This is a genomic window from Mucilaginibacter gynuensis, from assembly GCF_039541195.1.
Classification (GTDB): Bacteria; Bacteroidota; Bacteroidia; order Sphingobacteriales; family Sphingobacteriaceae; genus Mucilaginibacter; species Mucilaginibacter gynuensis.
In genome coordinates, this window is record NZ_BAABFT010000001.1 from 16,137 (window position 1) to 29,609 (window position 13,473).

Below are 13,473 nucleotides of genomic sequence, written 5' to 3' on the forward strand. Positions count from 1 at the left end.
TATAACCTGGTGTTAATATGGTTTTTAAGTGGAGAGATGCTTATATTTGATCAGGCAATTCTCCACTGCCTGTAAACCAATTATGAAACTCATCAGCAACATTGAAACATGGGGCGATAGTCATCACCCTAAGTTACTCGATTTTATTCGGATACTTTTAGGTATATTTTTAATGCTTAAAGGCGCGGCCTTTTTTCACAACATGCCCTTTCTGCGGGATATTATTGTTGAAACACGCAGCATCAACGCCTCTGCCGATACGGTGGAGTATATGTTATACTATATCACCTTCGCGCACCTGGCTGGCGGTGCACTGATATTTTTAGGCCTTGTAACGCGCCTTGCCGCCCTTATACAGCTGCCGATAGTATTTGGCGCGGTATTCTTTGTAAACGTGCTTAAATCAACCGTAAATTCCGAATTGTGGCTTTCTATAATCGTACTGGCATTGCTGGTGCTGTTTATCCTCATTGGTTCGGGGCCGTTATCGCTCGACAGAGTTTTATCGATAGATAGAAATAAAGATGAGGCGGTTTAATGATGTTAGCGTTAAGATGACATATTTGTGTAAACCATATCTGTATGCGCTTAAGTAACCTGCTCATTATCCCTGTAGTATTATCGGCATGCAGCCGCCCTTCAAGCCAAAACGATCAACCCATATTAGGCACCTGGCGGTTGGTAACGGCCAAAAATATCACAAAGGGTGATACCGTAACCACTTTCCCGGTGGCAGGGCAGGAGATGATCAAGATGTTCAATAACGAGCGGTTCTCATTTTTTAAGCATGACCTGAAGCAAGGTAAAGACACAGCCAACGCTAATTTTGAGTCGGGTAACGGTACTTATAAACTAACAGGGCAGGACTACAGTGAGCACCTGGAATATTGCAATTACCGTGAATGGGAAAACCACGATTTTAAGTTCACCGTCAGCATAAAAAATGATACTTTAATACAAAAGGGTATCGAGCGAATTGACAGCCTGAATGTTAACCGCGAAATAGTGGAGACTTATGTCCGCTTAAAATAGCATCAGCTTTTTATCTTCTTTAACTCCTCGCTGTTAATAATTTTAATGGTGCTGCCTTTTTTGGTAATGAGGCCTTCGTTCTTAAAATCGGTAATAATGCGGCTTACGGTTTCTGAAGCCATACCGGCAATGGCGGCAAGGTCTTCGCGCGAGATCTTTATGGTGCTATTATCTTCATTGCCCAGTTGCTTTAAAACACGCAGCAATACATCGGCCATACGTTTACGTACCGAGTTGTAGGCCAACTGTAACAGTTGCTCTTCCTTTTCCCGAACATTGTTCGAGAGTATCCTGATGAACATATTGGCCAGGCCAGTATTCTTACTCAACAGGTAATCAATAATATCCTTCGGGATAATGCATATCGTACTATCTTCAATGGCTTCAGCCGTTTCGCTGTAAGGTTCGTTAAGTAGCAGTGCCTGCATTCCTAAAAAATCATCCGGGTTATAAATACCCGTTACCAGTTCGCGCCCGTATTTAGTGATCTTTATGGTTTTAAGCCTGCCGCTAATTACAAGGTATAAGGCAGGGGCGTTATCGCCCTCGTAATACAGCAATTGTTTCTTTTTTACTGCCCTTATTTTACGCTCCGAAAACAGGTTGCGAATTTCAGTCAGTTCTTCTGTTTTCGAAATGAGTGTATTTAAGTTATCTAAACACTTGCTGTAAAACTCCTGTTGTTTTTCCTTTTTTGTGAGTCGGCTTTCAATAGCGTTCAATAACTCATCCTCGTCGAAAGGTTTAGTAAGATAATCGTCGGCACCCATTTCCATGGCGCGGCGCATATCAATACGTTCGTTTTTGGCTGTAATAAAAATGAAAGGTGTGGTTGCAATATCAGGGTTCTGATTGAGGGTGTATAAAACGCCATAACCGTCGAGTTCTGGCATCATTATATCGCATAATATTAAATCGGGCTTCTGAAATTGTGCCTGTTCAACCCCCTTGCGACCGTTTTCGGCAAAAATTACATCGTAGCCTTCAAGCTCCAAAATTTTGCCCGTAGCTTCCCTTATATCAATACTATCTTCTATAATTAATATGCAACCTTTCATTTAAATCAGGGAAATTGGCAGAAAATTATCAAGTTCGTAAATATTCTTCAATTATACTAATAAATTAATAAATGTACACAATTTCAATTTGTGACCATCGTCATATTTTAATCAAAGCATTTTTGTAACATTTACGTTATCACGACCCCTGATAGCTATGAAAACTATTGTATACCTAACCGATGCAGATGAGATTGCATGTACCGTAGCCAAATACGCCCTCGCCACGGCGTATAAACTAAAAGCTAATTTATTATTATACAGTTCCATTTCAATAGACGAAAGATACCCCATTCCGGATGAACAAACGGATGAATACGTGGCTTGTAAAAAGTTAAAAAAAGCGAATATAGAGGTCGGGTTTACCATACTCCGCAGCCAGTTAGAAGTAGATCTTCAGCAGAATTATCCTGCTGATGGTTTTATACCGGCAATTGATTATGCCTGCTGGGAGGGGAGCTTCACCGAGAGTGTTAGTGTGCTTAGTTATAATAAAGACATCCTGATGATGGTATTAGCGAATAATGAGCACGAAACGCTCTATGGATATGTAAGCGATGCTGATTTTCAGCAAACGCTTGATGCTGCGAAATTGCCATTATTAATTGTGCCTGAAAATAATGCGGTTGGTGGTTTTGATAAGATACTCTTCGCAACAGACGGCCGCTATAACGAGATTGATTATATACAATCGCTAACAGGTTTTGCCAAATATTTTGATGCCTCTATCATAGTAAGTGCTATTGGTGGCAAAAATAAGCTCACAAGCAATCAAAAAGCACTTAAACTGTTTATGAGCGATCTTGCCTTTAAGCTCAACTTTGGCCGGGCAAGTTATTACGAATTACCTGATAATGTAGATGCACCCTTGGAGTGGCTTATCGATAACGAACAGGTAGATCTTATTGCGGTAGCTCATCGCAAAGGAATTTTTGCCGACAGGTTGCTATCTATGGGTATCAGTAAAGAAAAAGTATCCCAACTCAATATTCCTATGCTTGTTTATTCGGGCGATAAAGCATCAGTATTCAGCACGGTTAACCTGTAATACTTATCATATATACTGTAGTGTAAGGGGCTGTACAATTGCCGAAATTTATGTTGAATATTTAATCTACATAAATTGTATAGTTTACAAATAAAGTGTTTAATTTGCTGAGCCAACTAAACGTTTTAGCACATTGCATGAAAAAAACCTTACTCTTTATCTTATTTAGTTATTCTACAGTATTTGCCCAGGAACGTAAGGCACCTGCCTATCCCTTAGTCACTCACGATCCTTACTTCAGCATTTGGTCAACCACCGATAAGTTAAATGAAAGCACTACCCAACACTGGACTGGAGCTAACCAATCGTTAAACGGTTTAGTAAGTGTAGATGGTAAAGTGTACAGCTTTTTAGGTAAGCCCGAAAAAGTGTTTAATACCATATTACCGGCCGCCGATGAAAAACCTTTGCCATTAAGTTATACAGAAACCAAACCGGCCGATCATTGGACCACTATTGATTTTGACGATACCCAATGGCAAACAGAAGTCGGCCCGGCAGGCAGCGAACCTTCACAGGCAAAAACCCTGTGGAAAAAAGATGAGATATGGGTAAGGCGCGTATTTACCCTTAGCCAGATCAACAGCAATAAACTTTACCTTAAAATAAGGCACGATGATAATGCTACTGTTTATTTAAATGGTAAAGAGATATATAACGTTAAAAAACTTGCAGGCAGCTTTGTATATATCCCTATTGATGCCACTGTAAAGAAAGCGCTGCATAAAGGCAAAAACGTGTTAGCGATATATGCGTTAAACACAGGTGGCCCATCGTACCTTGATGCAGGCCTGGTTGAAGAACCTAATAATAAGGACGCCGTGAAGTTTGTTGATGCCGTGCAGAAAGGCTTCCAGGTTAACGCCACGCAAACCAGCTATCAGTTTACCTGCGGTAAAATAAACCTCGATGTTACTTTTACATCGCCATTGCTGATGAATGACCTTAATCTGTTATCGAGGCCTGTTACCTATATTTCTGCCAGGGTTAAATCTAACGATGGTGCAACGCACCAGGTGAAGCTTTACTTCGGTGCATCAGGTAACATCGCTACCCACCGCGATTTTCAGGAACTGATGGCTGATAAGTATACAGCTAAAGGTTTATCCATACTAAAAGCCGGTACTGTAGAGCAGCCATTGCTTAAACGCACAGGCGACGATGTACGCATTGACTGGGGATATATGTATGTGGCCGTGCCCGCGCAATATAATAGCATACAAAGCATCACGACCTCCGCAGATGCTTTAAAAACCTTAGTAGCTAAGCCAGTAAAAAAAACAGCACACGTTACAGGCGAAAAATTGATATTGAATACTGTTATACCGATGAGGGCAGTTGGCAGCGTGGCCAAAGAGCAGTTTATACTGTTGGGTTACGACGATTTGTATGCTGTACAATACTTTAAACAAAACCTGCGCCCGTGGTGGAATAATAGCGGAAAAGAAAAGATAGAAAACCAATTGGCACTTGCCGCCAAAGAATACAAACAAGTAACGCAAAAGTGCGTAACTTTTGATAAACAACTTTATGCCGATGCGCTGAAGAGTGGGGGAGATGTATACGCTAAACTTTGCGTATTAGCTTATCGCCAGGCTATATCAGCGCATAAACTGGTGAAGAGCCCGGAAGGGGAAATCCTCTTCCTGTCGAAAGAAAATTTTAGTAATGGCTCAATAGGTACGGTAGATGTAACCTACCCGTCGGCCCCGTTGTTCCTGGTATATAACCCTGATCTGTTAAAAGGTATGATGAACGGCATTTTTTATTTCAGCGAAAGCGGTAAATGGAATAAGCCTTATTCATCACATGATTTAGGTACATACCCGGTAGCGAACGGACAAACCTATGGCGAAGATATGCCGATTGAAGAATCGGGTAATATGCTGATACTCGCGGCAGCCATTGCCAAGGTTGAGGGTAACGCCGATTATGCCAAAAAGCATTGGAAAACCATAAGTATCTGGGCCGAGTATTTGAGCAAGAACGGGCTCGATCCGGCTAATCAATTATCAACCGACGATTTCGCGGGGCATTTGGCGCGCAATGCCAATCTTTCGGTAAAAGCTATTGTGGCATTAGGCGGATACGGCATGATGGCCAGTATGCTTGGTGAAAAGGCCACAGCAGATAAATATACCGCCATGGCTAAAGATATGGCGAAACAATGGATGACATTGGCTGATGCTGGCGATCATTATGCCTTAACGTTTGATAACAAAGATACCTGGAGCCAAAAGTATAACATGGTTTGGGATAAAGTGCTTGGCCTTGGCTTATTCCCGCAGGAAGTGTATGATAAAGAGGTGAAATACTACCTTACTAAACAAACACAATATGGCATACCGCTGGATAGCCGTAAAACTTATACCAAGTCTGATTGGATATTGTGGTCGGCAACGCTGGCCACCAACATTGACGACTTTAAAGCATTGATAAAGCCTGTGTATACTTACGCGCTGGAAACCCACGACAGGGTGCCCATGAGCGACTGGCACGAAACCAAAGATGCCCACAGAATGAACTTCACCGCACGTAGTGTTGTAGGTGGTTTTTACATCAAAATGCTCGAGCAAAAGCTGAAGAAATAATACCCGTTTTACATAAAAATAATACCTATTATAATAGGTGTATAATAAAGGCCCTGATACAATTGAACTTTCAAATTGTTTTAGGGCCATTTTTTGTTGATAAAGATGGTATTTATGACCATGTTTTATACCTCCTTATTTACGCTGTTTAGCAAGTATAAAACATGATTTATTATGCTTCTTAAATAAGCAATAATCTAATGTCAAACATTCAAGTTGTATTGACAACTTTTTTAGATGCTACTTAATTGAAAATACGTTTTATCTGCTGTGCACAACTGATTTAGCCTTACTATACTATTTTAATACGGTTGTTAAATTAATGACGAATGCATTTGGCTTTTAGCGATAAAATATAGTAGTTAAACAATCAAAATATACATAATAATGATACCTATTTACCGTGTAAAAAGTGGTGCTTCGCTGCTAAATTGTTTAAGTGCTTTTGATGGATAATTTTGGCAGAACTGTAAAACCTACATTTTAGTATATCAAAATTGATACAGAAAGGTAAAAAACATGCTACAATAAGCCCAAATTAGCTTGCTAAAACCTTTAATTTTGGCATTTGTAATTGAAATATTACTATTTAATGACATGCTTTTTTGCAAAGTTTAATGGTTGAAATGGGGTATTATGATGAATATTTTAAATTTTTTAAGCCCAATAAATAAATTTTGATAAATCAATTTTGTTAATATATATTTGTTAAAACCGATTATAGAATATCATAATCAATTGAATTGTTTGACGGATTAGTGAGCAGTTTTTTATTGATGACAATTTCCTTTTTTAATATAAACTTAAATGATAGAGTATGACTAAACTTTTTACATTACACCACTTCTTCTGGACATCCCACAATCGCATAAATAGCTTGCTGTTTTCGTGATGTTATAATCTTCTCAACAATTTTTTTTTATCTAATCAATTTAAAGATCGATTAATTATGCGATACTTATGGCTGTGCTTTATAGTTTTCACTGTAATTATAAATGCATCTACTGGCTTAGCTAAGGGTAATGGGGTAGGGGGAAGCAGAACAGAATTTTCAACCTTTGTTCACAAACCTAAATCCAAATCGTCTCTCCGTAAAGACACCACGGTAAAAGACACCTTACTAAAAGAAAATGCTAATGCTGTAAAAAAGAAAACTGTTTATAACAGTTTAACTGACAGCGTTACCAAAAAACCTACTGACCTTTACTTATTCCCTGCTGTATCATTGCAGCAGCTTATTAAAGGCTCATATGCAGGTTTGTACGTTCAGGAGCCGTCAGGCGAACCTGGTAGTGTACAAAATATGTTTATTCGCGGTGCTCCTATGCCGTTACTATCAAAAAAGGATGTTTATCAATCACAACCTCTTGTAATATTGGATGGTGTTCCGCTTATAGGTGAACACCCATTTGCGTTTGATATACAGCAATACGATTACAACCGTATTGGTACTGCAACAAACCCTTTAGCAAATATTGATATGGACAACATTGGTTCAATTCAAGTTTTAAAGGATGTTGCAGCAACTGCTATTTATGGACCACGTGCTGTAAATGGTGCTATTATATTAACCAGCAGAACGCCTGATGTTGCACGTAGCATTACTTTTAACACATACATAGGTATGGTTCAAAGGCCAAATGTTACAACTATCAATGGTAAATACGAAAACGCTTTCAGACAAAGATTTTATGATCTGTACACGACCAACGGAAGGTATTCAGACGATGAAAATTATCCTATTTATTTGAGCGATTCGCTTAATACAGTATACAGCGGTAAATCTGACTGGACAGACCTTTATTACCGTAATGCTATGATCTACGGTATCAATTTCGGTATCACCGGTGGTTCTGATCGTGCTAACTTCCGTTTCTCTTTAGGTAATATGAAAAACCAGGGCGTTGCTGACAATACCGGTTTAGACAGGTACAGTGCAATGTTCGGTATTAACATGAAACCTTTAAAATGGTTGTTATTCTCGGCAATGGTTAACGCAAACAGAATAGAGCGCGACAGAAACAGAAACTTGCGCGACCGTTTTGCACAAATCAACTACTTTCCGGATTTGAGCGCTCCGCTTGCACCTAATAAAGATTACTATATCAATTACCTTGATCAGTTCAAGAAAGGTTTTGACGATAACAAATCAAATATTATTGAAGGCTACGCCAGAATAGGTATTGAGTTAGGTAACTTTAATTACAGCAGTACATTCTCTGTTGATTACAACGAAGGCTACCGTGATATATTCTACGCGCGTACTTTATTGCAAGGTAATAGCTATGCATCAAACTACTATGGCTTTAACCAACGCCTTAACTTTGAAAACAAGGCCACATATGACCTTACCTTAAATAATATACACGAGTTTCATTTTACTGTAGGGCAATCCCTTCAATGGGACACTTATAAGTATAGTAATGCCTATGCTTATAAAGGCGCCAATGATTACATAAAAATCAACTTGTTACAATCCGATCCGCTTAGAAATGATTATTTAACTCCGGTGGCATTTCCTCGTGAGCTTACCTATCGTTTCCTTGATAAAACCGGTGATAATCTTGTGTCTTTTTATGGTAAAGCTGATTATACTTTTAATAACAAGTATTCATTTACCGGAACGTTACGTGCAGATGGTTCATCAAACGCGCAACCTACTGATAGGTGGTTTTATTCACCAACTGTTGGATTTGGCTGGAGTGTTAAAAATGAGTTTCTGAAAAAGAACGAAACAGTAACCGACCTGGTATTCCGTATCAGTGCAGGTCGTATCGGTCGCCTTAATGTATATGACAATTATGCACAAGGTCCGCAATACACAGCATCAGTTGGTTACACAGGTAATTTAACTGTACCCGGTTACAACGCCTTTGGTGTGTTAACCAGGCCATATACTGCCGGCTGGATAGGTTATGGTATTCCATGGGCTTATTCAAATCAACTTAACATTGGTTTTGATGGTGGCTTATTTAATAACCGTTTACAATTCTCGGTTGATCTGTACTCTAAAACTGATAAAGATCAATTGTTAGCTATCCCATCATTTGCTGAATATGGTTACAAGCAATCAATTGAAAGCGGTATGGCTGTAAACAACAGAGGTATTGATGTTACCATTAAAGCAGAAATATTGAAAAAGAAAGATTTTTCATGGTCATCTGCAATCAACCTTAATCACAACAGTAATAAATTGAAGGCTTTGCCAAGAGGACTGGATGAAATTATTATAGGTAACAGATTCTTTAAAGTTGGCCAACCGGTTGATCAGTACTGGCTTTTAACTAATGATGGTATTTACAACGCAAACAGCGAAATTCCTGTAGTTAACGGGCAGCCTTTGAAATACAATGGTACAGCTTTACAAGCAGGCGATCCGCGTTGGAGAGATTTAAATGGTGATAATGTTATCGATAATAACGATAAATCATTACAAGGACACTCTCTGCCAACACTGTCTGGCGGTTTGGATAATAATTTCAAATACAAACAATGGAGCCTGAATACCAACCTGTACTTCAATTTAGGCAGAAAACTGATTAACCAGGAAATGGCAAACAGGTTTGACTTTATTAACCGCGAAGGTAATGCAGATGTAAACTCGGTAAAGGAAATCACATTTTGGGAAAAGCGAGGTGATTACACCAAATATCCGCTATATAATCCATGGAGTACGGTTATACCTTACCGCGTAGATCAGGATCTTTTCCTTGAAAATGCATCATTCCTGAAATTACGTTCGGTATCATTAGGCTATGACCTTACCGAATTCTTAAAGAAAAAGAAAATTGGCATCAAGAGGTTATTTATTTACGGTAGTGCAAATAACGTATTAACAATTACTCCTTACACAGGTCAGGATCCTGAATTGGTAAGTTATGATGGTTATGATACAGGTTATGGCCAGCCTCTGCCGAGAACATACACATTCGGTGTTAAAATGGAATTATGATATGAAAAGTAATTACAAAAATATCCTGAATATAAAGATGAAAAAGATACTATACATAACCCTTATGTCGCTGGTGGTTTTTACCGGTTGTAATAAGGTGCTTGATAAAGAGTCGGTGAGGGTAGTAGGTGAGGTGAATATGTGGAACACCGTAGAAGATGCCCGTGCAGGTATCATGGGTGTTTATGCGCTTACCCGTGCTGCCCTGTCAGATAATAACGGCCATTGGATATACGGCGATGTACGTACCGGTGAGTTTATGAGCCCCAACAGGCAAGATCTGAAAGCAGTGCGAACTAACACGCTAAATGCTTCGTATCCTGTAGTTGAAGCACTGTCTGACTGGACAAGGTATTATGCTATTGTTAATGGCGCAAATATTTTTCTTGAACGTATTGCCGAGGTTAGGGCCAAAGACAAGCGTTACACTGAAAATAACATGACAGTAGATATTGCACAAGCACGTTTTCTCAGAGCGTTCGCTTATTTCTACATGGTACGTATATGGGGAGATGTTCCTTTTATAACAGCTTCACACGATGGCCAGTTTGAGGATAAACCACGTGAAGACAAGAATAAAATACTTACCTGGGCCGAGCAGGAAATGCTAAAAGCCGCTGCTGATTTGCCTTTTGCTTACAGTCGTGGCGATATTCAGCAACAGGGTGACTACTATAATGAGGGGAGTGGCCGATGGGGAGGAGCCCTTGCTACTAAAAATACAGCATATGCGGTATTGGCTCATTTAGCTGCATGGCAAAGTGATTATTCAAATGTGGCTACTTATGCCAAGTTTGTAGAAGACAACTATGGCAGAAGCGATATTGGCTATACAGGAACAGCTGACCTAACCAATTCTAACGGGTTCTTTTTTAATAAAAATCCCCGCCAAATGTTTGGGTTTAACTCGGATTGGGGCCATATAGATGGTTCAGTAACCGGCCACATTGAGGAACTTACCCTGGCAGAGCCATTAACAACCAAAAAAGTTCCGGATATTTTTATGCCAAAGGATACGATATTAAAGATTTTTGATGTACCTAATGATGAACGCTTTAGTATCGATACTTTAGGACAAGCCCGTTCTGAACGATATTTCACAAACTTTAATGGTAAGTATCCTATTTTCAGCAAGATAAAAGCAATACAAGGCGGCACGAATGATCCTAACTTCAGATATTTTACCAGTGCACTTGTTTTTACCAGGTTGGAAGATATCGTACTGCTTCGCGCCGAGGCGTTGGCTGTTCTGGGTGATCGGAATGGTGCTTTAAATGAATTGGTGAATGTAATGGCTAGAAGAGGGATAACTACTATTAATATAGGTGATAAGGAAATGATAGATATGGTATTTGAAGAGCGTCATCGTGAATTACTTGGCGAAGGACAAAGATGGTACGATTTGATCCGTTATAACAAGATCAAGCAAAATAACCCAGGCTTCCTTAATCTCATAAATTCAGGTGGTATTTATTGGCCGGTTTCTCGTAAGCTTCTTTCACAAAATAAACTGCTAACTCAAAATCCTTATTGGAAATAAACCAAGCATATATGAAAATGAGAACACGATATATGAAAACTTTAAAACTATTATTGGTTTTATCGGTACTGGTATCTGCCTGTAAAAAGGATGGCGGGTACTTCAAATCTACTGATGGCAATCGGAAATTTAATGGTACAACATTACAATATCTGCAAAGCAAGCCGGGGGTTTATGATTCATTGCTGTCTGTTGTAAAGAGAATGAGCTTGGAAGAAACGCTTACTGACAGTAACGTTACACTGTTTGCGGTTACAAATCCAAGCTTTCAGTTAGCACTTACCAACTTGAATACTTTAAGGCGCCAGTCTGATAAAGATCCTTTGTTTCTGTCAAACATTGATGGGATACACTTGGATACAATGGCCTCTTATTACATTATAAGAGGTAAAAAAACTTCAGACTCATTATTACTGCAAGATGGTTTAGACCTGGAGGGCGTTAGATATGGTTATCCAATGCACGCTAAAGTTACCAGGGCATCAGCTTCGGGATATACTGAGGGCGGGCCTGAAGTTATTGAATTTAGCAACACTAAACACAGTAAGTTTGTCAGGTTTTGGTCAACCACTACAACCGGCTCAAATAATATTCAAACTAATAATGGTATAGTTCACGTAGTGAGCCCCGATCACATCTTTGGTTTCGATGAGTTTGTTAAACGTCTAACCTTCGTTCCACCTCCACCAAATTTAATTACATTAATAGGTGGTAAACTTAAAGTATTACGTGATAACGGCGGCGGTCCAGACAATGGCGAGGGTTCTAAAAAAGTTATTGATGGTGATGATCATACTAAATTTCTTGCTGAACTGCAAGGACGTTTATGGATACAGTATGAGCTTAATACTCCCGAAGTATCAGGTGTTTATACACTTACATCAGCAAACGACGCAAATGAGCGCGACCCAAGAGCATGGACTTACGAAGGTTCACAAGATGGTGTTGACTGGACAGAACTTGACAGGGTGAGTAACTTCTTCTTTGAAGAAAGATATCAAACTAAAGTATTCAGATGCTCTAATACCACAGCATACAAATTTTATCGTATAGATATAACAGAGTTGAGAAACGGTGGACTTTTCCAACTGGCTGAGTGGAGTATTAATAAAGCTAAATAAGCAATGGAATATCAAAAAATTAAAACAATTCGAAACATGCGAACATATTTTAAAAAAGAGTTTATCTGTCTCTTGTTTGCTGTAGTCGCTATAAGTAGTGGCTGTAAAAAAATATTTAATTTACCCGATCAAAAAGAATACTTAAGTTCAAATGTTAACTTCAATAATAAACTTCTTGAACCAATAATAGGGCGTGCTAACCTAATAGGGGGTTTTAATGGTGATAACTCTACAGCGCCAATCACTTTTGAAATTATAAACGCACGTTATGGCGATGGCCGTCCGGTTACTGATATTTTTACAAAACAGCCAACCTATGTATGGACGGCTGCTTATACAGGTTTAGAAACAAGTATTGAAGAAATTGAAGCAAAAAGAAAACTTGAAGAACATTCCATATTTGAAATAAGATCATCCGGAGAGTTTATTTTATGGCCATCGGCAACTAATGAATTATTAACGCCAAGGCCCACCGATAGTACCAATTATCCGCAAGACACACGATTTTTTGATGTAAGGATCACAAATTCAGGTGGTAGTACAGTTATTAAGGACATTCAATTACGCCCTTACAGAGAGCGCCCTTATGAACCATCGAATGATTTTAATGCCTTTACAGGTGGTGTAGCGCCAGACCCTAAAGCACCTAACAACAAGAACGGACGTGATTATATCAGGCCTTTTCTTAACAATGTAATAGGAGAAGTTACTGATAGGCCTCTGGAAAGTAATAATGATAGAAAAGATGTGGTGGTGTATATACGTCCTTTTACAGGAGGTACAGGCAACTCGCTACGTTTCAAATTTTTAGATAAAGATTCTTTAGCAATTAATCCAGCACGGTTTGGTGAAACAAGATGGGATAAAATTGTGCATGGTTTTAATATGCAAAAAACAGATGAATATGTGCAGTATGATGTTGCATATCCAATTCCTCTTGTCGAGATATCAACGGTTTATGCACCCGGAGGTTCAAGAGACCATGCCGAGTTCAGATATTCGAGGATAGGCTTTGGCGGGTTGAGGTCAACATCAACGTTCGGGATAGATTTTGCCTTATATAAAAAAGGCGACTGGGAAATTGTATTCCATTTTAAAACAGACAATCCAAAATTCAAGGACGAATAAGAG

General features: G+C 39.1%; 9 protein-coding genes. 8 read left to right on the forward strand and 1 reads right to left on the reverse strand.

The window, feature by feature from the left end; all coding sequences use genetic code 11:
* Positions 1 to 82: 82 nt before the first annotated feature.
* On the forward strand, positions 83 to 538 hold the full coding sequence (locus tag ABD894_RS00045; RefSeq protein ID WP_345208919.1) for a DoxX family protein: 456 nt from the start codon (positions 83 to 85) through the stop codon (positions 536 to 538).
* 44 nt (positions 539 to 582) lie between these two features.
* Entirely contained in the window at positions 583 to 1,032 is a 450-nt protein-coding gene (locus tag ABD894_RS00050) for a hypothetical protein (RefSeq protein WP_345208920.1), read from the forward strand.
* Positions 1,033 to 1,034: 2 nt separating this feature from the next.
* Here the strand turns inward: ABD894_RS00050 and ABD894_RS00055 are convergent, their stop codons facing one another.
* Entirely contained in the window at positions 1,035 to 2,090 is a 1,056-nt protein-coding gene (locus ABD894_RS00055; protein WP_345208921.1) for a response regulator, read from the reverse strand.
* 157 nt (positions 2,091 to 2,247) lie between these two features.
* On the opposite strand from ABD894_RS00055, the gene ABD894_RS00060 reads away from it, so the two are divergent.
* The 6 genes from ABD894_RS00060 (at position 2,248) to ABD894_RS00085 (ending at position 13,470) form a co-directional block, all read left to right on the forward strand.
* Positions 2,248 to 3,138 (forward strand): hypothetical protein, encoded by an 891-nt coding sequence (locus tag ABD894_RS00060; RefSeq protein WP_345208922.1) that lies wholly within the window; start codon positions 2,248 to 2,250, stop codon positions 3,136 to 3,138.
* 137 nt (positions 3,139 to 3,275) lie between these two features.
* Positions 3,276 to 5,729: a glutaminase family protein gene (locus ABD894_RS00065; protein WP_345208923.1), complete on the forward strand. Its 2,454-nt coding sequence runs from the start codon at positions 3,276 to 3,278 to the stop codon at positions 5,727 to 5,729.
* Between the two features lie 949 nt (positions 5,730 to 6,678).
* A complete protein-coding gene (locus ABD894_RS00070) occupies positions 6,679 to 9,681 on the forward strand; it encodes a SusC/RagA family TonB-linked outer membrane protein (protein ID WP_345208924.1) in 3,003 nt (1,000 codons plus the stop codon).
* A 1-nt stretch (position 9,682) separates the two neighbouring features.
* Complete coding sequence (locus ABD894_RS00075; protein WP_345208925.1) at positions 9,683 to 11,221, forward strand: RagB/SusD family nutrient uptake outer membrane protein; 1,539 nt, start codon at positions 9,683 to 9,685, stop codon at positions 11,219 to 11,221.
* A 32-nt stretch (positions 11,222 to 11,253) separates the two neighbouring features.
* A complete protein-coding gene (locus ABD894_RS00080; RefSeq protein ID WP_345208926.1) occupies positions 11,254 to 12,342 on the forward strand; it encodes an ATP/GTP-binding protein in 1,089 nt (362 codons plus the stop codon).
* 3 nt (positions 12,343 to 12,345) lie between these two features.
* Positions 12,346 to 13,470 (forward strand): DUF5007 domain-containing protein, encoded by a 1,125-nt coding sequence (locus ABD894_RS00085; RefSeq protein WP_345208927.1) that lies wholly within the window; start codon positions 12,346 to 12,348, stop codon positions 13,468 to 13,470.
* Positions 13,471 to 13,473 lie beyond the last annotated feature (3 nt).